The 23813-nt window shown below is 41.1% G+C and carries 23 protein-coding genes; 17 read left to right on the top strand and 6 right to left on the bottom strand.

The genetic code is table 11. The annotated features are described in order from the left end of the window. Window positions 1-4 precede the first annotated feature (4 nt). Window positions 5-955, top strand: coding sequence for a transcriptional regulator (locus tag TES1_RS08945; RefSeq protein ID WP_042682058.1), 951 nt, complete (start codon window positions 5-7; stop codon window positions 953-955). Window positions 956-959: 4 nt separating this feature from the next. Here the strand turns inward: TES1_RS08945 and speD are convergent, their stop codons facing one another. Then, the gene (gene speD, locus TES1_RS08940) at window positions 960-1376 is read right to left on the bottom strand and encodes an adenosylmethionine decarboxylase (RefSeq protein WP_042682056.1); all 417 of its coding nucleotides are present in this window, start codon (window positions 1374-1376) and stop codon (window positions 960-962) included. Between the two features lie 152 nt (window positions 1377-1528). On the opposite strand from speD, the gene TES1_RS08935 reads away from it, so the two are divergent. From TES1_RS08935 to TES1_RS08875, 13 genes are all read left to right on the top strand, one after another. Next, window positions 1529-2458: a protein translocase subunit SecF gene (locus TES1_RS08935; protein ID WP_042682055.1), complete on the top strand. Its 930-nt coding sequence runs from the start codon at window positions 1529-1531 to the stop codon at window positions 2456-2458. Continuing rightward, window positions 2455-3978: a preprotein translocase subunit SecD gene (locus TES1_RS08930; protein ID WP_042682053.1), complete on the top strand. Its 1524-nt coding sequence runs from the start codon at window positions 2455-2457 to the stop codon at window positions 3976-3978. The genes TES1_RS08935 and TES1_RS08930 overlap by 4 nt, the downstream gene beginning before the upstream one ends. A gap of 5 nt (window positions 3979-3983) precedes the next feature. Further along, window positions 3984-4670, top strand: coding sequence for a potassium channel family protein (locus TES1_RS08925; RefSeq protein ID WP_042682051.1), 687 nt, complete (start codon window positions 3984-3986; stop codon window positions 4668-4670). Window positions 4671-4798: 128 nt separating this feature from the next. After that, the gene (locus tag TES1_RS08920; protein ID WP_042682050.1) at window positions 4799-5110 is read left to right on the top strand and encodes a V-type ATP synthase subunit H; all 312 of its coding nucleotides are present in this window, start codon (window positions 4799-4801) and stop codon (window positions 5108-5110) included. A 1-nt stretch (window position 5111) separates the two neighbouring features. Next, window positions 5112-7082 carry a V-type ATP synthase subunit I gene (locus TES1_RS08915; protein ID WP_042682048.1) on the top strand — a complete coding sequence of 657 codons (1971 nt, stop codon included), beginning with the start codon at window positions 5112-5114 and terminating at the stop codon, window positions 7080-7082. 18 nt (window positions 7083-7100) lie between these two features. Beyond that, entirely contained in the window at window positions 7101-7586 is a 486-nt protein-coding gene (locus TES1_RS08910; protein ID WP_042682046.1) for an ATP synthase subunit K, read from the top strand. A gap of 32 nt (window positions 7587-7618) precedes the next feature. Next, window positions 7619-8230: a V-type ATP synthase subunit E gene (locus TES1_RS08905; RefSeq protein WP_042682044.1), complete on the top strand. Its 612-nt coding sequence runs from the start codon at window positions 7619-7621 to the stop codon at window positions 8228-8230. 6 nt (window positions 8231-8236) lie between these two features. Continuing rightward, window positions 8237-9349: a V-type ATP synthase subunit C gene (locus tag TES1_RS08900; RefSeq protein ID WP_042682042.1), complete on the top strand. Its 1113-nt coding sequence runs from the start codon at window positions 8237-8239 to the stop codon at window positions 9347-9349. Further along, complete coding sequence (locus TES1_RS08895) at window positions 9346-9654, top strand: V-type ATP synthase subunit F (RefSeq protein WP_042682040.1); 309 nt, start codon at window positions 9346-9348, stop codon at window positions 9652-9654. Before TES1_RS08900 ends, TES1_RS08895 begins: the two co-directional genes overlap by 4 nt. Before the next feature lie 5 nt (window positions 9655-9659). Beyond that, entirely contained in the window at window positions 9660-11417 is a 1758-nt protein-coding gene (locus TES1_RS08890; RefSeq protein ID WP_042682038.1) for an ATP synthase subunit A, read from the top strand. Window positions 11418-11422: 5 nt separating this feature from the next. Then, window positions 11423-12811, top strand: coding sequence for an ATP synthase subunit B (locus tag TES1_RS08885; RefSeq protein WP_042682037.1), 1389 nt, complete (start codon window positions 11423-11425; stop codon window positions 12809-12811). A gap of 28 nt (window positions 12812-12839) precedes the next feature. Then, window positions 12840-13487, top strand: a complete 648-nt coding sequence (locus tag TES1_RS08880) for a V-type ATP synthase subunit D (protein WP_042682035.1) — start codon at window positions 12840-12842, stop codon at window positions 13485-13487. A gap of 59 nt (window positions 13488-13546) precedes the next feature. After that, a complete protein-coding gene (locus tag TES1_RS08875) occupies window positions 13547-14773 on the top strand; it encodes an alanyl-tRNA editing protein (RefSeq protein ID WP_042682033.1) in 1227 nt (408 codons plus the stop codon). Here TES1_RS08875 and TES1_RS08870 read toward each other — a convergent pair. The 5 genes from TES1_RS08870 to TES1_RS11190 all read right to left on the bottom strand — a co-directional run bounded on the left by TES1_RS08870 (window position 14750) and on the right by TES1_RS11190 (window position 17920). Next, window positions 14750-15574 carry a 7-cyano-7-deazaguanine synthase gene (locus TES1_RS08870; protein WP_042682031.1) on the bottom strand — a complete coding sequence of 275 codons (825 nt, stop codon included), beginning with the start codon at window positions 15572-15574 and terminating at the stop codon, window positions 14750-14752. The two genes, TES1_RS08875 and TES1_RS08870, sit on opposite strands and share 24 nt — an antisense overlap. Before the next feature lie 30 nt (window positions 15575-15604). Continuing rightward, window positions 15605-16291 carry a hypothetical protein gene (locus tag TES1_RS08865; RefSeq protein WP_193789293.1) on the bottom strand — a complete coding sequence of 229 codons (687 nt, stop codon included), beginning with the start codon at window positions 16289-16291 and terminating at the stop codon, window positions 15605-15607. Between the two features lie 6 nt (window positions 16292-16297). Next, window positions 16298-17200: a radical SAM protein gene (locus TES1_RS08860; protein WP_051408250.1), complete on the bottom strand. Its 903-nt coding sequence runs from the start codon at window positions 17198-17200 to the stop codon at window positions 16298-16300. A 336-nt stretch (window positions 17201-17536) separates the two neighbouring features. Then, window positions 17537-17764 (bottom strand): amidohydrolase family protein, encoded by a 228-nt coding sequence (locus tag TES1_RS08855; protein WP_042682027.1) that lies wholly within the window; start codon window positions 17762-17764, stop codon window positions 17537-17539. Between the two features lie 33 nt (window positions 17765-17797). Further along, the gene (locus TES1_RS11190) at window positions 17798-17920 is read right to left on the bottom strand and encodes a hypothetical protein (protein WP_265100801.1); all 123 of its coding nucleotides are present in this window, start codon (window positions 17918-17920) and stop codon (window positions 17798-17800) included. Window positions 17921-18271: 351 nt separating this feature from the next. Here TES1_RS11190 and TES1_RS08850 point away from each other — a divergent pair, with 351 nt between their 5' ends. The 3 genes from TES1_RS08850 (at window position 18272) to TES1_RS08840 (ending at window position 23805) form a co-directional block, all read left to right on the top strand. Further along, window positions 18272-21046: an ABC transporter substrate-binding protein gene (locus TES1_RS08850; RefSeq protein WP_042682026.1), complete on the top strand. Its 2775-nt coding sequence runs from the start codon at window positions 18272-18274 to the stop codon at window positions 21044-21046. 244 nt (window positions 21047-21290) lie between these two features. Then, the gene (locus TES1_RS08845) at window positions 21291-22352 is read left to right on the top strand and encodes an ABC transporter permease (RefSeq protein ID WP_042682024.1); all 1062 of its coding nucleotides are present in this window, start codon (window positions 21291-21293) and stop codon (window positions 22350-22352) included. A gap of 10 nt (window positions 22353-22362) precedes the next feature. Continuing rightward, window positions 22363-23805: an ABC transporter permease gene (locus TES1_RS08840; protein WP_042682022.1), complete on the top strand. Its 1443-nt coding sequence runs from the start codon at window positions 22363-22365 to the stop codon at window positions 23803-23805. The last annotated feature ends 8 nt before the right edge of the window (window positions 23806-23813 follow it).

Genomic DNA, 23813 nt, shown 5'->3' with positions numbered 1-23813 from the left:
GGAAATGACAATTGAGGTTCCACTCAACCCCCTTGGAAGACAAGAGATTCATCAGCTTGAGAGCGTTCTCCTATTTGCAACGCTTTTCAGGCCAGAGGTAATTGAACTCATTAAAGACCCAGCCGAAAGATTGACATGGGTTGACAGCTTAGCAGTTGCCGCAGGTGCTATTGCAAGAGAAAAGGCTGGAATGACGGTTAGCGAGATTGCAAGAGAATTAGGAAGGACTGAACAAACAATTAGGAAGCACCTCAAGGGTGAAAGCAAAGCTGGACAGTTAGTTAGAGAGACATATGAATTAATCAAGCAAGGAAAGCTCGACGAGCTCATTAAGACAATTGAAATGATTGAGAGAGGTGGGCTTAAAGAAGTAATAGCTAAGGAAGAGTATGAAAAGCTGATGAAAGAATACGAGAAGCTTAAGCTTGAGTACGAGAGGGTTAAGGAAGAGCTTGAGAAGATGAAGCAGACAGTGGAGCTTGAGAGCTTAGAGAAGGCAAGAGAAGAAATTGAAAAATTAAAGAAAGAGCTTGAGGAGACAAAGGCAGAGCTTGAGAAAGTTAAAAAGGAAAAGAAAGAGCTGGAAAAGGAGCTGAGTGAGACAAAAATTAAGCTTATGGAGTTGCAAGCGAAGAAAGTTGACGAGACTAAAATCAAGGAACTTGAAGAGAAGCTTAAAGCCAAGGAAGAGGAAGTAGAAAAGTTAGAAAAAGTTGTCAAGGAGCTAACATTAGCAAAAGAGGAACTCGAAAAGAAGGTAGAGGAGTTAAAACACCTAGCTGATGAACTCAGGGGAGAAAAGGAGGAGCTTGAGAAAAAAGTTGAAGAGCTAAGCAGGGAAAATGAAGAACTCAAAAAGAGAGTTGATGAGCTTGAGCCGTATAAGATTAAGTTTGAAGAACTCAAAGAAAAGATTGAAAGACTAAAAGAAGAGATTGAAAAGCTCTTAGAGTGACTTCTTATCCTTTGTTTTTCCTATCAAGCTTTTCTTCCCATGTCAGAATCATGTGTGTAAATGTGTTGTCTTCCTCTTCAATGCCCCTCTTGACTTCTGAGACGTGGGCGTACTCTGCTTTTATTGCATCAAGGATGTAATCAACTGCCTTTTCTGGGTCAGCTTTTTCTCCACAAGTGTAAACGTCTATGGCGGCATAGCCTTTCTCGGGCCATGTGTGGATTGATATGTGTGATTCTGCAACAATAACCATGCCGCTGACACCTGTTGGAGAGAATTTGAAAAAGTAGCTTGCTTTAACTTCCATATTTCCAGCTTCTGCAGCTTTGAGGAAGATCTCTCTTATTTTGTTAGCATCACTCAGAATCTCAGGATCACAGCCTGAAGCTTCGACCACATAATGATATCCTATGGTGTCCATGATCCTCACCTATCATAACCTTTAAGCTTTTACCTTTTAAAATTGAGTGCTCGAAGGCAAACTTAAATACCACATACTTTTAAAATACTTTCGCCGAAATAATGGAAAAGAGTTTAATTGAACACCTTTAAAATTGCTTAGAGGTGGAAAGAATGATCAAAGACAAACTTAAAAAGCTCACAGAAATTGAGACTAAAAAAATGATAATTTACCCCTTGATAGTTTTCTTTGTATCGCTCTTAATTCTGGCAGTTCATTTCCCCCAGCTTGGAATTGACCTCAAGGGTGGAGTGGTTGTAACTGCCTACGGCGTGGATGCAAATCCTGATGAGGTTGCTAAATATCTTTCTCAACAGCTTAATATAGATGTTAGAGTAGAGAAATTCACAGGAATTGGAAAAGAGAGCAGTGGAATAAATGTTTACGCACCGGCGGATGTTGATCCTGAAAAAATAAGGGAAGCTCTCAAGCAACGCTTCCCAGATGCAAAGTATGCAATATCTGAAGTTCGACCCACTTTTGGAGCAATGGCAAGGGAACAAGGAATAAAAGCAATTTCCTTAGCATTCCTTGGAATGGCAGTTGTTGTCTTTCTGTTCTTCAGAGTCCCAGTTCCGTCATTTACAGTTATATTCTCAGCTTTCTCGGACATGGTGATAGCTTTGGCCTTAATGAGCATCTTCGGCATCGAGTTAAGCCAAGCGACGATTGCAGCTCTGTTAATGCTTATAGGTTACTCGGTTGATAGTAACATCCTTCTGACTACAAAGCTTCTTAAGAGAAAGGAAGATACTGTTGAGGAGGCATATTTCTCTGCAGTGTCAACTGGTTTTACAATGAGCACAACAACCTTGGGAGCTTTGGCTTCGCTTTGGTTGTTCTCGACAGCTAAGGTTATTGATGAAATTGCGATAGTCCTAATCTTTGGTTTGCTGGCGGATTTCATGAACACATGGATTTTGAATGCTGGTGTCTTAAGATGGTTCATAGCAAAGAAAGAAGAAAGAGAGAAAAGTAAAACCTCTAAAAAAACATCCATGTCATCAAAAGCTTCTAAGAAGAAAAAGGGGGGTAGGAAATGAACTGGAAAAAGCTTCTTTTTAATTGGAGAGTCTTATTGCTCACAATCTTTATCATTGGTTCAATTGCATCATTGCTCACTTACGGCTTAACTTTTGGTCTTGACATAAGCGGTGGAACTGCTATTACTGTCAAGCTTGAACATCCAGTTGATCAAAATACAATGGAGCAAGTAAAGGTTTCCCTAGAAAAAAGATTGAATCAGCTTGGTGTTAAAGATATTAAAGTCGAGCCTTGGGGTGATCAATACATAATTGTTAAAGTCGCTGGTGTTACAGAAGAAGAAGCAAGAAGCGTGAAAGAAACTATTGAAAGACAGGGTGTATTCTATGCGGAATTTGAAGGGGTAATTTTTGCAACTGGTGAAGACATTGTTCAGGTGTTCCCGATACAAATCGAGCCTAAGGGCACATATTATGAATGGTCTGTTCCATTTAGAATCTCAAAACAAGCGGCAGAGAAGTTTGCTCAGTTAGCTAAAGACAAAGCAGGCTACCCTGTTGACATGTTCCTCGACCCACCTGTGAATTCTCTCTTCGTAGTTCCTCAAGAGGGCTATAATTTAATGATTACTGACTTTAAAGGAGAAGCCCCAGATGCAATGCCCTTAACTGAGAGGATTAAGAAAGCGTTCAACATTGATACAATTGCATATACAAACCAAAGCATTGACGAGATAGTAAATCTTGCCAAGGATAAGAAACTTGTTGTTTTAGTTAGTGTTGATAAAAACCTAAGAGACCAGCTTGAAGCAAAAGGGATAACAGTTAGATATTTTGAGCCACAGCAAGGTGAAGACCTAAAGAGCCTAATAACAAGAGCTTTAGGATTGTATGGTCCATATTCACTTGGTTCTGGGCTTGCTCAGGGAATTCCTCAAACCGATGTAAGAATAACTGGAACTGCTCCAAATCAATACATTGCCCAGCAAGAGGCACAAGTTATAGCGGTCGTTTTGAGCAGTGGGTCTTTGCCTGTCAAAGTTTATGTTGAAGGTTCCCAATACATTTCGCCAGAGCTCGGAGAGAACTTTAAGAGGCAAGTTCTAATAGCGGGGATAGCAGCTCTAATTGTCGTTGGTCTAGTAATTTGGTTCCACTACAGAAAGCTTAGGATTGCGATACCTGTAACATTTACAAGTCTAAGTGAAGTCATCATAATCCTCGGAATTGCTGCATTAATTAAGTGGAACTTGGATTTGCCAAGTATTGCGGGAATCATAGCAGCAATAGGAACGGGAGTTGACCAGCAGATAGTCATCACTGATGAGCTTTTAGGAAGGAGCAAGAGAGAAAAAATTGTGAAAAGGAGCAGCATACTTAAGAGAATGGGAAGGGCATTCTTTGTTATCTTGGCATCAGCAACGACAACAGTTGTTGCAATGAGCTTTCTCTTCAAGTTCTTCGTTGGAGGGCTGAGAGGATTTGCATTCACAACAATCCTCGGTGTCATAATTGGAATTTCAATTACAAGGCCTGCCTATGCTGAGATAGCAAAATTCCTCATAGGGGAGAAGAGGTGACTTGGATGTTCGTTGTAATAATGGGGGCAGGCAGAGTTGGATATTTAGTTGCAAAAATGCTCGAGGCAGAAGGTCATGATGTTACAATAATTGAAATGGACAAAGAGAGAGCCAAAGAGCTCTCTCTTTTAATCAATGGTCTCGTTATTGAAGGTGATGCAACTAACCAAAAAACCCTTGAGGAGGCGAATATAAAGCAAGCTGATGCGTTTGCGGCTTTAACTGGAAGAGATGATGCAAATCTCCTTGCTTGTATTTTAGCAAAGCATTTGAATCCAAAAGTTACCACAATTTTGAGAGTCAGCAATCCAAAGAATAAGGAAGTCTTTGAGAAAGTAGAGGATTTAAAGAGGTACTTTGACTTTGTTATAAGCCCAGAGGAGATAGCAGCGAACTACATTTTCAGGAGCATAGTCACTCCAGGATTCGATAGAGTTTTATTCCCAAAGGAAGGGGCGGAAATTGTCCAATTCCGAATTGATGAAAATAGTGAAGTTGCTGAAAAAGTTGTGAAAGACCTTGGCCTTCCAAAAGATTCCCTTATAGTGGCAATTTACGATGAGAAAGGCAATCTAATTATCCCATCTGGTGACACTAAGCTTCCAAAAAAGGGACAAATCATTATATTTGCCAAAAATAGTGCTCTTAAAGATATCAAATCTCTTCTTGAAAAGAAAAAGAGTGAGGAATAGAGTATTATTCTTAAATTTTCCTTTCTTTTTTCGGCATATTGTCATATCCTACGAGCATAAACTATTTAAACCAATTAGACTAGCCAAAAATGAACCTCATTTTCACCCATCATCGGGAGATGATGCTCATGGAGGAAGTAATTAAGCAAATCGTTGAAGCTGAAAAGAAAGCAGAGGAGAGAATTGAAAAAGCAAAGGAGGAGGCAAAGCTCATTGTTCAAAAAGCAAAGGAAGAAGCAAGAGATCTGGAGAGCAAAATAATTGCTGAGGCTGAAGAGAAAGCAAGAGAGATCATTGAAAAGAAAAAGAGAGAGGGAGAAATTGAAGCTAATAGGCTTATTGAGAAGGGAACTAAGGAGCTTGAAGAGCTCAAAGTTAAAGCTACTGAAAATTTCGAAAAAGCCATTGATGAGAGTATAAAACTCATAAGAGGGGGCTGAAATGTTTAAGCCCGAAGAGATGGTTAAAATTGAACTTATAAGCATTAATAGGTATAAGGATAGGCTTTTGACGTACCTTCATGAAGAAGGTGTGGTGGAAATAAGGGAACTTGATGTTAGAATCGCTCAAAAAGATGTCCCCAATGAGTTTTATCGTAAAGCAACTTCTTACAGCATTGGAATATCTCGTCTAGTTGAGTTTCTCAAAGGATACAGGGAAGAGAAAAAAGGCGGTATTAAGGAATTCTTCTTTCCGCCGATGATATCAAAGAGGAAATACAAGTACAGGAGCATTGAAGACCTTGTGAAAGAAGTTGAAAAGTTTTTAGAGGAAGTTGAGCCTCAAATCAAGCAAGTTGAGGGCAAGATAAGCTCGATTAACACTGAGATAGAGAGAATAAAGAACAATATAGCAGTTCTTGAGCTTTTATCCGCTTTGAACATTGATGTCTCATATCTGAGATCTACCGAGAGGATTGAAATCGTTGTTGGCTTTGTTGATAGAGATAAGTATTCTCCGCTGATAGAAGAATTGACGAAAACCCTTGAAGGCAAAGTTGCTTACATTTCAAAGGAGTTTAAAGCTAGGTATTTGGTTGTGTTTGCGATCCTCAAGAAGGATTATGATAGAGCAAACCCAGTGTTAGCTAAGTATGCTTTTGAGCGTATAGAGGTTCCAGAAGGAAAAGGTACTCCGGGAGAGGCCATAAGGGAATACAAACATCAGTTAGTTGAAAAAGAGAAAGAGTTAGCAGAGGCAGAGAAAGAAGCAAAAGAGCTTGCGAGAAAGTACTATGACGATATAGTTTTCTATCAGGAACTAATGGAAAATGAAAGAGACAAAGCAAACATTCTTAGTCATCTTGCCAGAACCAACATGACATTTGCTTTGCTTGGCTGGCTTCCAAGGAAAGACGTTCCAAGGGTCGTGGAAGGCATAAAGAGAGTTACAGAAGGAAAAGTTTATATCAACATCAAGGAGCCAACTAAAGAAGAGCTTGATAACATTCCAATCAAACTCAAAAATCCAAAGCTTATAGCACCTTTTGAGATGCTCACAGAGATGTTCGGAGTTCCGAAGTACAATGAAATTGATCCAACACCGATTTTAGCCTTTACATATTCCTTCTTCTTCGGTTTTATGCTCACGGACTTTATGTATGGTCTGTTAATAGGAATAATAGCCGCGTTGTTAGTCAAAGGCCACAAGCATCTCCAAGATGGAACCTGGAAATTTGCAAATATCCTGCTTTGGAGTTCCTTCTTCACTATGCTCATGGGAATATTCTTTGGTAGTTACTTTGGAAACGCTCTTGACCTTGCAGGATTCCATGTATGGCGCAAACTCGATGCAATGAGAGATGCATTAATGGTCCTTGAAATTTCTTTAGCAATAGGTCTCATGCACTTGTTCATAGGATACACAGTGGGCTTCATGGTCAAAATCAAAAACGGTGAAATAAAAGATGCAGTACTCGATCAACTCACTTGGATGTTTATAATCCTTGGTACGGCATTATTTGCACTTTCCTTGGCAGGAATAGTTCCATTAATTGCAGCTGAAGCATTATTTGGCATTGGACTGGTGTTGTTTGTTCTCAGTGAGCTTAGAAACGGAGCTTTGGCAATATTAATGATAATCTCTGACTTCTTCGGCTTTGTCGGAAACTGGCTCAGCTATGCAAGATTAATGGCGTTAGCTTTGGCAACATCAGGAATTGCCATGGTCATCAACATAATTGTTCAGATGATATGGGGTCTGAAGATAGGTCCAGTTTCTCTCGGCATTGCTGTTGGTCTGGTCGTTTTCATCGGTGGCCAGATATTCTCAACCGCAATAAACGCTTTAGGTGCTTTCGTTCACGCTCTTCGTTTGCACTATGTTGAATTTTTCGGAACATTCTACTCTGGAGAAGGCAAAAGGTTTGAACCTTTCAAATCAAGAAGGCAAGTTTCAGAACTTGAAATTTGAGATAGGAGGTGTTGAAAAATGGATCCAATAGTTTATGTTGCTTTGGGAATGGCATTGGCAGCAGGTATAGCTGGTGCAGCATCATCCTTCGGTGTTGGTATAGCTGGTGCTGCTGCAGCCGGTGCAGTTGCAGAGGATGAAAAGAACTTCAAAAATGCTTTGATACTTGAAGGTCTTCCAATGACACAGAGCATTTACGGTTTGATTACACTGTTCCTCATAGCACTAGTCTCAGGAATACTTGGTGGAAGCTTCAAATTTGCCGCGGCAACTCAGGAAAACATCATTAAGAGCGCAATTCTCTTAGGAGCTGGTCTTACAGTTGGTCTCACAGGTCTTTCAGCTATTCCACAGGGTATTATAGCCTCAGCAGGTATTGGTGCAGTTGCAAAGAACCCCAAGACTTTCACACAGGGCATCATCTTTGCCGCTATGGCTGAGACAATGGCAATCTTCGGTCTCGTCGGTGCGCTGATATTGATAGTTACAGGAGTGGGCTTCTGAGCCCTTTAACTTTCCTTTAGGGAGGCAGAGCAATGGAAGGAGCAAAGCTGATCATCGAGGAAATAAACAGAGAGGCAGAGCAGAAGATAAAGTATATTTTAAGCGAAGCAGAGAAGCAAGCTGAGGAAATTAAAGCAGAAGCGGAAAAAAGAGCTAGAGCTAAAGCAGAGTGGATTTTGAGAAAAGCACAAACACAAGCTGAAATAGAAAAGCAGAGGATTATAGCGAATGCTAAGCTCGAAATTAGAAAGAAAAGGCTGGCTCTTCAAGAGGAGTTGATGAACGAAGTTCTTAAGAGCCTCAAAGAGAGACTGGTAGCCCTTCCAAAGGATGAGTACTTTGAGATTGTCAAGAACCTAATGCTTCAGGCTGTTAAGGAACTTGGCGAAGATAAGATTAGAGTTAGCTCAAACGAAGCAACTTTGCAGTTAATAGCTGAGAAAATCGACGAGATTAAGACATTTTTGAATGAGAAGGCAGGCATAGAAATAAGCATTGAACTTGGAGACAAAATTGAAACCATAGGTGGAGTTTTGGTTGAGAATGCTGATAGGACAATCAGAGTTGACAACACATTTGAGGCTAGAATTGAGCGTTTAGAAAGTGAGCTTAGGTCAAGAATTGCTAAATTGCTCTTTGGGTGATGGAAAGTGGAGATCAGCACAATAACTGGCATCTTGGACACAACACTTGCCGTTATCTTTACGTGGATAACCTACAAAACAGGCTCAATTATCTACAAATACACTCCATATTCCTATCCAAATGCAAGGATTAGGGCTATGGAGGCAAGACTATTTACTGAGCAGCGTTTTAGTGAGCTCGCAGAATCAAAAACCCTGAACAATTTTGTAATGAACCTTGAAGATAGCGACTATAAGCCCTATTTGGGTAGGCTCTCGGTATATACTGTTGAAACAATTGATAGGGCATTTGATGAGGCCCTTGCAGATACTTACAATTTAATGTTTAAGATTTTGCCTAAAAGAGTTAATCCCTTCTTTAGGTTCCTCCTTGAAGAGTGGGACATTAGAAATATAGCCGTTATTGTTAAGGCCAAGCTCTATGGTGAGGTTGCAAGGGATTACATAGCAGAGCTTGGAACCATGGTCGAGAGAATTAAAGCAATGGCTGAAGCCAAAACCATGGAGGAAATCCTTGTCATCCTTGAGGGAACAGAATATGAGGAAATTTATCAGAGACTTCTCCTAAAAGAAATTACTATCGAAGAGTTTGAAACAGAGCTTTACAAAATGCATTATGCAAAGTTGCTGAGATATGCACAGTCAAGAAAAGATGAAGAGAGAAAAATCTTTGAGGAATTCGTTAAGCTCAAAATTGACAAGATAAACTTGATGACAATTTTGAGAGCAAAGCTTCATGGTTTGGGTGCTGATAAAATAAGGCCTTTCCTAATTCCGGGAGGTAGCTTAAACCAAAGAACTCTGGATACTCTAATGCACGTTGAAGACCTTAGTATGGCATTGGCTGAGCTTGATTCAACGAAATATAATGAAGTTCTCAGGGAGGTAAGGGAAGGTCTTGAGAGTGGCGACTTGGACTCATTTAACAAAGCATTTGAAAGATACATAAAGAGGAAAATCAACGAATTGACAAGATTCTACCCATTAAGCGTTGCAATTCCGCTAAACTACATCCTCGCAAAGGAGAGCGAAATAAGAAAGCTCAAGGCAATAGCAAAGCTTATTGAAGACAGAATCAAGCCAGAGGACATAAAAGCTATTGTGGGTGAACTGCCATGAAGATAGTTTTAATGGGTGATAGAGACACTGCATTGGGTTTTAAGCTTGCTGGAGTTCATGAAGTTTATTCTTTTGAAGAAACTCCACTAGAAAATGAAAGAGCGAAGAATAAGTTGAAAGAGCTTATAGAGAGGGAAGATGTCGGTATAGTATTGATTACTGAGCGCTTGGCTCAGAGAATTGGAATTCCCGATGTGACGTTTCCAATCATCCTTCAAATTCCCGATAAGTTTGGTTCAGTCTTTGGTGAAGAACAGCTGAGGGAAATTGTAAGAAAAGCAATTGGTGTTGAGCTAAAGAGGTGAAGAAAATGGGAAGGATAATTAGAGTTACCGGACCTCTGGTCGTTGCTGATGACATGAGAGGAGCAAGGATGTATGAGGTAGTTAGAGTTGGTGAACTTGGCCTGATAGGAGAAATCATTCGTTTAGAGGGCGATAAAGCTGTCATTCAGGTTTATGAGGAAACTGCAGGCCTTAAACCTGGAGAACCCGTTATTGGAACGGGAGCTTCACTTAGTGTTGAACTTGGCCCTGGTTTGCTGACTTCGATTTATGATGGTATTCAGAGACCACTTGAAGTTCTTAGAGAGAAAAGTGGTGATTTCATTGCAAGAGGTTTGACAGCTCCAGCCTTACCAAGGGACAAGAAGTGGCACTTCACTCCAAGAGTTAAGGTTGGTGATAAAGTAGTTGGTGGAGATATTATCGGTGAAGTTCCAGAGACGAGCTTAATCGTCCACAAAATAATGGTTCCTCCTGGGATTGAAGGAGAGATTGTTGAGATTGCTGAGGAAGGAGAGTATACGATTGAGGAAGTTATTGCAAAGGTGAAGACACCTGGTGGAGAGATTAAGGAGCTTAAGATGTACCAGAAGTGGCCCGTCAGAAAGAAGAGGCCCTACAAAGAAAAGCTTCCTCCAGAGGTTCCGCTCATTACTGGTCAGAGAACAATTGACACATTCTTCCCACAAGCCAAGGGTGGAACTGCGGCAATTCCTGGTCCTTTCGGTTCAGGTAAGACCGTTACACAGCACCAGCTAGCAAAGTGGAGTGATGCTCAGGTTGTAGTTTATATCGGTTGTGGTGAGAGAGGTAACGAGATGACAGATGTTCTTGAAGAGTTTCCAAAGCTCAAAGACCCAAGAAGTGGAAAGCCATTGATGGAAAGAACGGTTTTAATTGCAAACACTTCAAACATGCCTGTCGCAGCTAGAGAGGCTTCAATTTACACTGGAATTACAATCGCAGAGTACTTCAGAGACATGGGTTATGACGTTGCTTTGATGGCAGACTCAACTTCAAGATGGGCTGAGGCTTTGAGAGAAATCTCCGGTAGATTGGAAGAAATGCCTGGTGAGGAGGGTTATCCAGCATATTTAGCCTCAAAAATTGCTGAATTTTATGAGAGAGCAGGTAGAGTTGTCACACTGGGAAGCGACTACAGGGTTGGAAGCGTTTCGGTTATCGGAGCTGTCTCACCACCTGGCGGTGACTTTTCAGAGCCAGTAGTCCAGAACACATTGAGAGTTGTCAAAGTCTTCTGGGCACTGGATGCTGACTTAGCTAGAAGAAGACACTTCCCAGCAATCAACTGGCTTATGAGCTACTCACTTTATGTTGACTCGATCAAAGACTGGTGGCACCAGAATGTTGACCCAGAGTGGAAAGAGATGAGAGACACTGCAATGAAGCTCCTCCAGAAGGAGGCTGAACTTCAGGAGATTGTCAGAATTGTAGGTCCAGATGCTCTGCCAGACAGGGAGAGAGCCATTTTACTGGTTGCAAGGATGCTCAGGGAGGATTACCTCCAGCAGGATGCCTTTCATGAGGTTGATACCTACTGTCCACCAAAGAAGCAGGTTACAATGATGCGCGTTATACTCAACTTCTACGACTACACCATGCAGGCAATTGACAGAGGAATACCGGTTGAAGAGATTGCAAAGCTTCCAGTAAGAGAGAAAATCGGTAGAATGAAGTTTGAACCTAACGTTGATGAGATTGCCAAGCTTATAGATGAGACAAAAGAGCAGTTTGGAGAACTCTTTAAGAAATATGGAGCGTGATTAAGATGTCAGGAAAGGAGTACTCAACAATTAGCAAGATTTACGGTCCTCTCATGATTGTTCAGGGAGTTAAAGGAGTAGCTTACGGTGAAGTCGTTGAGATAGAGACAGAGAGCGGGGAAAAGAGAAAAGGTCAAGTGCTGGAAGCAAGGGAAGATATGGCAATTGTTCAGGTTTTCGAGGGAACAAGAGATTTGGACGTTAAGACAACCCGCGTAAGGTTCACTGGCGAAACGCTGAAAGTCCCAGTTTCAATGGACATGCTCGGTAGAATATTCAACGGTATTGGTAAGCCCATTGATGGAGGTCCAGAGATAATTCCAGAGGATAGGAGAGACGTTCACGGTGCTCCTCTCAATCCAGTCGCGAGAGCTTATCCAAGAGACTTCATTCAAACAGGTGTTTCTGCTATAGACGGAATGAACACACTCGTTAGAGGTCAAAAGTTGCCAATCTTCAGCGGTAGCGGTTTACCACACAACAAATTAGCTGCCCAGATAGCAAGGCAGGCAAAGGTTTTAGGTGAGGAGGAGCAGTTCGCTGTCGTCTTCGCTGCAATGGGTATCACATATGAGGAAGCTAACTTCTTCAAAAAGAGCTTTGAAGAGACAGGTGCAATTGAGAGAGCTGTGTTGTTCCTCAACTTAGCAGATGACCCAGCTATCGAGCGTATAATTACTCCAAGAATGGCCCTTACAGTTGCCGAATATTTAGCTTTCGACTATGACATGCAGGTTTTGGTAATCCTTACAGACATGACCAACTACTGTGAGGCTCTGCGTGAAATTTCAGCAGCAAGAGAAGAGGTTCCAGGGAGAAGAGGTTATCCAGGTTACCTCTACACTGACTTAGCAACAATTTACGAAAGAGCAGGTAGAGTTAGAGGAAAGAAGGGAAGCATTACCCAGATGCCAATTCTCACAATGCCCGACGACGATATAACTCACCCAATTCCAGACTTAACGGGTTATATTACAGAAGGACAGATAGTTCTCAGCAGAGACCTGCACAGAAAAGGTATCTACCCACCAATTGACGTTCTGCCATCATTGAGCAGATTGATGAAGGATGGTATCGGTAAGGGAAGAACAAGAGAAGATCATCCACAGCTTTCACAGCAGCTCTATGCAGCTTACGCTGAAGGTAGAAGCCTAAGAGATTTAGTGGCTGTCGTTGGTGAAGAAGCATTATCTGAGACCGATAGAAAGTACTTAGCATTTGCAGACAGATTTGAAAGGGAATTTGTTGCCCAGGCATACGATGAAGACAGAAGCATTGAGGAAACACTTGACCTTGGTTGGGAATTACTTGCAATGCTTCCAGAAAGTGAGCTTAAGAGAATTGAGCCAAAGTACATCAAGAAGTATCATCCAAAGTACAGGCGTTCCTCTTGATTCTATTATTTTCTCGGGGTGAACCAAGATGTCAGGGATACTTAAAGTCAAGCCAACCCGTATGGAGTTGCTCAAACTAAAAAGGCGCATTAAGCTTGCAGAGAAGGGACATAAGCTCCTCAAGGAGAAGCAAGATGCCCTAATTATGGAGTTTTTTACAATTTATGAGGAAGCGTTGAACTTGAGGAGAGAGCTTAACCAAAAGATAGAAGAAGCCTTTGAAACCTTACGCTTAGCTGAGATTGATGTTGGTTTACTCAGACTTAAGGAAATTGCTCTCGGTGTTAAACCAAACAAGGAAGTTGAGATAAGGAAGAGAAACATCATGGGAGTTTCAGTGCCGCTGATTGAGGCAGAATCCTTCAAGAGAAAGCCAGACGAAAGAGGATACACATTTGTTGCAAGCTCTCCAAGAGTTGATTTAGCAGCGGAGAAGTTTGAAGAAGTTTTGGAGTTAGCGGTTCGCTTAGCTGAAGTGGAAGAGACTCTCAAAAGATTAGCGAAGGAAATTGAGAAGACGAAGAGGAGAGTAAATGCTCTTGAGTACATCATAATTCCGAGAATGAAGAACACTGTGAAGTTCATTAGTCAACACTTGGATGAGATGGAGAGAGAGAACTTCTTCAGGCTTAAGAGGGTTAAAGCAATCCTTGAAGCAAGAGCTGAGGCTGAGTGAGCTTTGCGTCTGATAACATTTTTATATTGCCCGTTTTCTATTTTCTGTTAGGTGATTACATGACAACTAAGCTCTTTTATGATGACGCTTATCTCAAGGAAGCAAAAGCAAGAGTTGACGCTCTTGAATTTAAGGGGGATAGAATCAAGCTCAAGCTCGACAGAACAATTTTTTATCCAGAAGGCGGCGGTCAGCCGAGTGATAGGGGAATTATCAGAGGAGAGGGCTTTGAAATTAAAGTAGAAAAGGTCTATGGCAAAGATGAGATCTGGCACGAGGGAACTTTAAAAGGCAGGGAACCAAAGGCTGGAGAAGAAGTTGAGCTTGAGCTTGACTGGGAGTGGAGATACGAAAACATGAAGCAGCATACGGGTCAGCACATTCTCTCAGCAGTTCTAAAAGATTTGTATGACAGCAACACGACAGGCTTCCAAATTTTTGAAAACTACAACAAGATTGAAATTGATTTTGATGGAAAGCTGACTTGGGAACATATTTTAAAGGCTGAAATTAGGGCCAATGAAATTGTTAGCAAAGACTTACCTGTTGAAATTGAGTTTTACAATGAACTGCCGGAGGATTTAAGAAATCAGCTCCGAAAAGACCTTTCTGATAAGGTCAAGCCCCCAATAAGGATTGTTAGAATTCCAGGCGTTGATGTAATCCCTTGTGGAGGAACTCATGTAAAAAGCACGGGAGAGGTCGGCTTTATTAAAGTTGTGAACTTCTACAAGAAGAGCAAAAATATTTGGCGCATTGAGTTTGTCTGTGGGAATAGAGCTTTGAGGTATTTGAATGAACTTTTGGAGGATTACTGGAAGAGTTTAGATGAGATGCCAAATAAAAACAGGCCCCTAGTTGAGAGGGTTAAAGACCTTAAAAACGAGATTGAGAAGCTTGAAGAGGAGAAGAAGGCTTTAAGACTAGAGCTGTGGGAGTGGAAGGCTAAAGCACTTTTAAACGAATCTGAAGAAGTTGAGGGAATTAAAATCGTTAGCACGGTTGAGGAGCTTGATATGAAAGATGCCCAAGCTTTTGTGGTTTATTTGGTAGATAAGAATCCAAATACGATTGCTTTAGTTGTTGGGAGGAACTATGTGATATTTGCAAAGAACAGGGAAGTTGAGGGTATTTCAATGCGGGAGCTTTTGACAGAAGTCCTCAAGGAGACGGGCGGCGGTGGAGGGGGCAGTAAAGTTTTAGCTAAAGGTGGAGGATTTAGAGTTGAGCCGGAGAAAGTGCTTGAAATTGCTAAGGAAAAATTAAAGCGGCTCCTTCAAGTTTAAACGCTCATAAACCTCTCTCTTTACCTCTTCTGGAATCTCTGGCTTTTTCACTTTTTCCAAAGCTTTCTCTTTGTCTAAAAGCCCATACCTAACCAAAGCTGCTATTCTCCTATGCTCAAAGCTGAAGCCATGTTTTTCATAGTACCTCTCCAAGGCTGGACCTAAGATGAGGCAGTTCGTTGTATATCCAGCTAACTTGGGAAACTCAAAAGGTAGCTTTTTCAGAATTTCAAATCTCTCACTTTCGCTCATCAGGCTCAAAAGTCTAATCTGAACTATCCCGTCAGACATTAAGCGGTAGGGATGATGGCCGAAAGGTAATTCATGACCCGTGATTATGTATTTAACCTCTTTCTTCAGTGCATACTTTCTCAGCTTTTCCATGGTCCTCTTTGAGCATCTCCTACATGGAGATTGGGCCTTTAAGAGAGCTTCACGGAAGATGTCTGAATAGTCATATCGCAGAATTGTAAATTGCACATCCAGATATTCTGCTATCCTTTTAGCATTTTCAATTGCTTCCTTTGCCATAAAGCCGTGGTCAATCATAACTGCTTCAAGCTCTGGAACCTTGTAAACATCTTTGGCTAAATAAAGCGCAACTGTGCTGTCTTTTCCGCCAGAAAAAGCCACAATTGCTTTATCAACACTCTTCATAAGCTTATCTAACTCAGCCCTAATTTTACCCCTATCTGGCTTGTGCTTGAGATAAACTAAGCATTCTTTGCAGATGGGTTTTCCAGCAATAATTTCAATTTTTGAAGTTTTTTCGTTGTTTATGCAGAGTGAGCATGTGAGCATGATAGGAAGAAGGAATAGGAGTTTAAAAGGTTATCTTCTAAGCTGTTGAAAAATGTGCTTGGTTTTCTTTCCTGCTTTATTTTTCAGCTTTACAGAGACCTCGAGACTTCGCTTTCCAGTGAACAAAAGCATAAGTGCAATCTCATTCTGCAAAAGAATTCCGCGATTGTTGTGTGAGATAAATGCTCCAAATGCCGCTCCAAAAACTGCTCCAGCAATCCATAGATACAGTACAAGCCTATTAAGTTCTACCCTTAGAAGAGTTGTCATTCCTGCTGTTATGGCATTGTAAGAGAGGGCCCAGATAAACAAAAATAAAACCTCAGCTAATATGCCAAGTACCACTGCCTTGCTTACCAAGCCTGTGAGCTTTCTATCTTTTGTGCTTTTTTTAACTATTTTAGCGTCATGGATACCATAGATGAACCTTTTGGTTATAGTTGCTCCATTTCTAAATGTCAGGAACGTTAAAGCCGCTAAAAGCATATTTGTATTTTCAAGCCTTTTCAGAGCATAGATTCCAGCCAATAACCATGCAGTTGTAAAGAGAATTTCATAACCTCTTTTTTCATTTTTGGGAATTTGGGGTTTGAAGAGTTTTGCTATAAGCTTTCCAGCAGTTGAAAAGAAGAATCCAGTTGCTGAAATCATTATGTTCATTAGAATAAATGGTATCAAAAGGATGTATACAAACAAGCGGGCTAAATCCATAATCATCACCACTCAGAGAGCCAACTTATGTATTACTTTTTCAATTTCATCAAGCTTCTTTCTTTTAACCAAAGGTGCGACTTCTCTTGAAACTTTGTAAACGTTATAGAGCGTTAGGGCATCCATTCTCTTGAGCTGAACTAGCAAACAGCCGCTTATTCTCACATCTATGTATTTTTTAGCTTCTATTGCTACCTTGAGTAACTCTCTGATACTCTCGGCTCTCTCAAAATCCAATCCTGCTCTTCTAAGCCGCTCTTCATTGAGTTTATGAATTGTTAGGGGCTGGAGCATCATCTCGTCAATTCCTAGTGAAGCAGCAAGCTCTGCAATCTTTGGAATATCTTCATCATTTATTCCTGGCATAAAGATTGTCCTCACAATTGAACGAACGCTTTTATCAGCGCCAACTATTTTGAGCGCATTCACAACTTTATCAAAAGTGTCTGCATTCGTAATCATCTTGTGCTTTTTTCTGCTCGCTGCATCCAAGCTTATCATAACTAAATCAAAATCAAGCTTTTGCCAGAGCTCCTCTGTTAAAAGGCTTCCGTTTGTCTGTAAGTCCAACCTGGCCTCTGGAAATCTTTTACGGAGCATCTTATTGACCTCAACAATCCTTGGTGAAAGCAAAGGTTCTCCATATTGGGAAATTGTTATTGCCTTTGGATTTTCCCAGCCATAGTAACCGGGCTTTGGTGCTTTTCCCAATTTTACAGCCACATTTGAATAGCAGAAAATGCAGTCATGGTTGCATGCTGGAGTCAGCTCGTAAGAAGGATGATGGACTGGGTTTTCAATGCTTAAATCAAGCCCTTGACAGAACTGACAGTGAGTTGGAGCTATCAGCTCATTGACAAACTTCTTTAGCTCTCTAGCTTCTTTATTCTCCAGTCTCTCGACTTCAATCCCCATTTTTCTCGCGAATTCTTCCCAAGTGTATTTCACTTTTCTCACCTTAAAAGAGATTTTGTGATGGTGTTAAAAAGTTAATTGGACAAAAATAGTTAGCTTGGCAATCATCCCATCTGGCAGTCTCTTGAATTTTCCAAGCTCTGTGTTCTTGAGCTGTTCTCCATAAAACACAGATCCGTCTCTCAATAACAATTCTCTTCATATGACTTTCTTACAATTTTCATTGTCTTTTATAACAACACTTTACCTTAAACAGAGTTATTTTAACCTTTTTTCAGTTCCACCCTTTAAATGAGCTCCATTCTGCTCGTGTATAAAACTCTTCAGGTTAACTTTTCACTCTTCTTTTAATTTCACGACTATTAAATCAGCGTCTTTCCCAACTTCGAAACCTTTGTTCTTTACTCCAAAAATTTTAGCTGGGTTTGGGGAGGTCTTTCCAATTATATCCCAAAGAGGAATCATGTCCTTGTTGTACGCCATCAGGAGAAGTGATAATTCAGTTTCCAATCCAGGTAATCCAGTTGCACCATCTTCTTTTTCATTACAAAATGTGAGAAACATGGCCACTTGGAACAATTGGAATTTTCACTTCGATTATTTTTCTACCCTAAGAGAACTTTTCGAAAATTCTGCGATTTTACCATTATCAACTCCAATGTATCCATTTACAACTTGATTTTCAATAAAGAACTTGCCCTTCAGAACTAACTCACGCATAAAACGTCCGCTTGAGCATCAAATGTCAAATCTTTTTAAGTTTTTTGCCATAATCCTTATAAAACAAGGTTTCAAATGATTTTCTGGGCTTTCTTCAGAATTTTTCAAAGCATATTTTGGAAAATTTGAGTAAATTGTGCTGTATTTTTTGTTCTATAAATACATTATGTCGCATTGTTGAAATTAATGGCTGTTATACTTGTGTTTGGTCTAACAGTTCATAAACTTCCAATAAATGTTGCCAAAGTTTTACAAAAACGTAACTCTTAAATAGGGATTGTATGTATAATCTTATGCCTTTATACACTAAGGAATGCAGTAGTGTTTAAAAAAATGAAGGAGGACTAAACCATGAAGAGGTCTGGAATTTTGGCCTTATTGTTTGTTTTTGCAATGCTTTTAAGTCCACTAGCCGCAGCAGAACAGGGACCAGCTCCTGACATAATCTATATCTCAATTAGGACTAACCAGGAAACTGGTATTACTGATGTTGCAAAGGGGGACTTGGACATATTCCTCTGGTCAGTATCAGGTGGTTCATTCAAGGATCTTCCACAAGATGTTTTAAACAACTTGAGACTGATAAAGACCGCAAGTAGTTACTACGACATTGAAATGAACCCAGTTCACGATGACGATAACCCATATCTTGTCACAGTTGGTGACAAGAAGTATTTCAACCCATTTGCAATTAGGGAAGTTAGATTTGCAATGAACTGGTTGATCAGCAGACAATATGTTGTTCAAAATATCCTCCAAGGTAGCGGTGCTCCAATGCTTGGTGGTATTAGACCAAGCACAGGTGCAAACCCATACTTCGAGCCAGTTTACAAAGCCCTTGGTATTTCAGCCACAGCTGATGTTGCCAAGGCTCAAAAGATGGTTGAAGAGGCTATGAAGAAGGCTGCTGATGAGTTAGCAAAGCAAGGCCACAAGCTTGAGCTCAAGACAGATGCAGAGGGCAAGCAGTGGTGGTACTTCGATGGTGAGCCTGTCACAGTCAAGTTCATCATTAGAATTGAGGATGAAAGAAAGGATGAGGGTCTCTATGTTGCAGACTTAATTGAGAAGTTCTTCCACTTCAAGGTTGAGAGACTTCTCTGGGACAGAAGAAAGGCTTCATCAACAGTCTACTTAAGCGATCCAAAGAACTATGAGTGGAACCTCTACACTGCTGGTTGGGTTAGTATGGCTAACCTTAAGTGGCCAGATGACTACACTGCTTGGTGGTATGCTTCATGGTATGGATGGCTTCCAGCCCCAGTCGGATGGGAGATGAAACCAACACTCACAGTTAAAGACTTCATTGACTACATTGGCGGTCCAGATGAGGCAGTTGAGAAGCTTGGTCTCAAGTACTATGTTGGTGACAAGCTTAAGGAGATTTATGACTGGACAGTCGAGGAGGTTACTAAGTTACTCGTCCTCAACAACGTTGAAGTTAACGGCAAGAAGTATGTTCTTGAAGAGGGTAACGTTGACCAATACTGGGACCTCCAGAAGATCTCAATGGGTCTTGGTATAATGGACTCACAGAAGGTCTTCGTAGCAGAGTGTTGGGAGTACTTCCCAGTTAACAAGAACAGAGTTAAGTCAATTGCAAGAGACGTTTCAAGCGGTCTATGGACAAGATGGAGCTTGATTACAGCTGAGACTCCAGATAAGGTTCTTAACGTTGCTGAATTCTCAGCAACTGGTGCACTCTTCATGAGCGCATTCAACCCAATTGGTGGTATTGACGACGTTTATGCAAGTGCAATCTGGAGAGTAGTTAGGGATACTCCAGTTTACACTGACCTCTCAACAGGTACTTATATACCAGTTAGGTGTGAGTTCAAAGTTGAGAGAGGACCAGTTAAGGTTCCAGATGATGCTGTCATCTACAACTCAACACTTGACAAGTGGGTTGCTGCTCACGCTGGTGAAGAGGCTAAGGCCAAGGTCACATACGACTGTAAGTTGAGCAACTGGCATGATGGACAACCAATGACAATGGCCGACTTCAAGTACTCAATTGCATTCACTTATGAGTGGGCACACAAAGATGGAGACAACGATCCATACTACGATGAGAAGGTCGCTTCAGCAGCTGAGACTTTGGCACAAATCAAGGGTTACAGGTTCGTTGATGAGGACACTATTGAAGTCTACACTGACTTCATCCACCCAGTAGCTGATGACGTGATTGCTGCAAACAATGCTGTCTGGCCATCACTTCCATGGCAGCTCCTTTATGCAATGGGTGAGCTTGTTGCAAAGGGACAGGAATATGGGGCTTCACAGAAGTACTCATTCAGTGAAGAGGCAGAGGGTGTTGCACAACTCGACTTACTCATCAAGGATCACGTTGCAGACTTGAAGAAGGTCCTTGAGGCACTCAAGGCCAAGAAGGCTGTTCCAGCTGCAATTGCTGACGATGTCAAAGACCCAACACCAGGCTATGACGCACTCATCAAGTGGATTGACGCTCACGGTCACGCTGTAGTTAGCAACGGTCCATTCTATATCGAAAGATACGATCCAGACAAAATCTTCGTCGAGCTTAAAGCATTCAGAGACCCAACATATCCATTCGGTCCAGACTACTGGAAGCAGAAGCTTATCCTTGCAAAGCTTGAACTTGCTGGCATTAATGTTCCAACAAGAGTCTTCACAGGAGATGACTTGAAGATCGAAGTCAAGGCTAATATGGTCGTTGAGTATCCAACAGAAGGAACACAGCCAGCGGACAGAGGATTCGTGTACATTGAGGTAAGAGATGAAAAAGGTAACATTGTCTTTGGTCCAGAAAAAGCTAAACTTACAAAGGCTGGAGTATTTGAACTTGTAGTTCCAGGAGCAAAGACAGCAAACTGGGAGGCAGGAAGATATGACATCTACGTCAAGGGTGGACTCATTGAGGGAGTCACTTCATTCACAGAGAAGAAGACAGTCGTTGTAATCAAGAAGCAAGTCACATCACCAACAACAAGCTCACCAAGCCCATCACCAACAACCTCATCACCAAGCCCAACAACAAGCTCACCAACAACAAGCGAAACTTCACCAACCAAGACTGGGGTCTGTGGTCCAGCAGCTCTCCTTGGACTTGCATTGATTCCACTGCTCTTGAGAAGAAGAAAGTGAATTTTCTTTCCTTCTTTTCTTCATTAAATTTAATTTTGTTCTGCAACTTGTGATTCTAAGCCAAAGCTGCTGTGGGTATATATTACGGTTCTTATATTTCCAGATTACTACTGAACGTTTTTGACCTAAACTATGTTGGTCAGTCGATTGTTATAGAAAAATATATAAAAGTTTTACAAGATTGAAAATGTTGATGAATGAGAAATATCTCGAATGAACACATGTGAACAGGGAGGTGTGAGGTTTGGGATATGGTCGTTATTTGGCAATTAGACTACTGAATGCACTTTTAGTGCTGGCATTAGTAACGCTACTTGTTTCAGTTCTGTTTACAAAGGTCGCGGAGGAAGACTTGAAATCAAGCATACAAGAGCAGATAAATATGAAACTAAGAGCAAATCCTGAACTGCAAAAGGCTTTGGCTGCTGAGCCAGAAAAACTTCAGGAATGGTATCAAAGGGAGTATAATAGATTAATTCATGCATATGGATTAGATAAACCATTCTGGGTTAGAGTTTTGGAGAGAACTAAGGATACTTTATTACTAAACTTTGGAAATACAAAGACTCCAATATTCGGTGAAACAAATGTGAAAAAGATCATTGCTGCGGCAATTCCAAGAACAGTTTTACTTTTCACAACAGCCCAAATAATTGTTATTTTAATTGGTCTCCTCTTAGGTGTTAAAGCAGCGCAAGTTGCAGGAAGTGCATTGGACAGAGCAGTTTCTATCATCGCAATGCTTACGAGCAGTATACCAATGTGGTGGTTTGGAATGATTGCAATTCTAATATTCTCATTCAAATTAGGTTGGTTCCCAAGTGGTGGTATGACATCCACTCCGCCTAAAGAAGGATTTGCGTATTATACTGACATTCTGTATCACATGGTGCTTCCAGTTGGAACAATCGTGTTCGTTCTCTTTGGTGGTTGGGCGTGGACAACAAGAAATATCATGATCGGTACAATGCAGGAAGACTTTATCATGGCTGCAAGAGCTAAAGGTGTTCCAGAAAGAAAAGTTATTTATGGTCACGCTTTGAGAGCAGCTGCTCCGCCAATCATTACAATGACAATCTTCAGTTTGCTTGGTTCATTAGGTGGTGCAATAATTACAGAGGGTGTCTTCAACTGGCCAGGAATGGGAAGACTCTACTGGACTGCTTTGCAGCAAAACGAGACAAGACTCCTTATGGGTGTTACATTCGTTACAGTTGCTCTGTATCTGATAAGCATGATACTTGCAGACTTAGCTTATGGTTACCTTGACCCAAGAGTCAAAGTTGGTGCATCTCAGCAAACATGAGGTGAGGTAAATGAGATGGGTTGATGTAAAAGAGAGCCTTAAAGACTTTTGGTTTGAATTCAAAAGACAAAAGGGTGGATTGCTTGGAATATTCTTACTCGTTCTCTTAGTTTTCACGGCTTTAGCTGCACCATATCTTACCGAACCAGACATTCCAAAGAAGTGGACCACATACTGGGAGGGCAATCCTACTAATGTTCCTCCAGTTTGGTATAACTACTTTACAACTAAGAAACTTGCAGCTCATGAAGTTCTAACTTACAAGGATGTAAAAATTATAAATGAGGGGGAGGATTTAGGAGGGGGAATAAGATATTATGCATTTGAATTTGACTACAACAACAGATATGATTTGCCTCCAAAAGACTTGATAATAAAGAACATTAATATTAAGCTTGCTGATTTGAATTCACCAGCTCAGATAGTTATTACTGTTTTCAGACCCGATGGCCAAAAAATTGAACTCTTGAGTGCCGATTTAGTGGAAGGTTCAATCTATCAAATTGCAAAGATGGGTACAGTTAGGAACAATGTGTTCAACTGGGCCTCACAGTTTGAGGATCCAAAGAACCTCCAGGGCAGGGTGGAGACGATAAAGAGTACAATGGATGTCATGGCGATTATATTTGCAAAAGCTGAACCAGGGATACTTGTAAATCCACAACCACTTCATGGAGACTACAAGTTCCAAGTTGAAATATTTACATTCAATGAGGGGGATAAGCTTGACTTAAAGCCAATCCAAGTTATTCTAACTGGAAGAACATATGGGCTTATGGGAACAGACTATAAAGGAAGAGACCTCTGGGCGGGACTCATCTGGGGAACAAGGGTTTCCCTTGTGGTTGGTGTATCAGTTGCAGTCCTGAGCGTTTTAATTGGAATTGCTTACGGTGTTACAAGTGCATACCTTGGTGGCTGGAAAGATGAGTTCATGCAGAGAGTAAACGAGTTCGTGGCTTCAATACCAACGTTACCAATCCTTATCCTCTTAGGTGCAGCATTCAAGGGACACGTTACACTGTGGACAATAGTCTTCCTGTTGGTAATGTTCGGTTGGACAGGAATTGCTAAGGTTGCCAGAAGTATGGCACTTCAGATTAAAGAGCAAACTTATGTGGAAGCGGCAAAAGCGCTGGGTGCTGGAACTGGAAGAATTATCTTCAAACACATCATGCCACAGATCATGCCATATGCATTCGCTGTCATGGCTCTGAGCGTTCCTGGTGCAGTTCTTACTGAGGCATCACTCAGCTTCCTTGGACTTGGTGATCCAACAGCAGTTACGTGGGGACAAATCCTCTATGATGCCCAGACAAACAGCGCAACAATTAACGGATACTGGTGGTGGGTTATCCCACCAGGATTAGCAATTTCATTAGTTGCATTGACATTCGTGCTTATTGGTGTAGCATTGGATAGAGTGTTAAACCCAAGACTCAAGAGGTTGTGAGGTGTGAA

This window comes from Thermococcus paralvinellae, from assembly GCF_000517445.1.
GTDB lineage: Archaea > Methanobacteriota_B > Thermococci > Thermococcales > Thermococcaceae > Thermococcus_B > Thermococcus_B paralvinellae.
The sequence above is the reverse complement of the archived record's forward strand: the minus strand, read 5'-3'. Positions and strand labels throughout refer to the sequence as shown.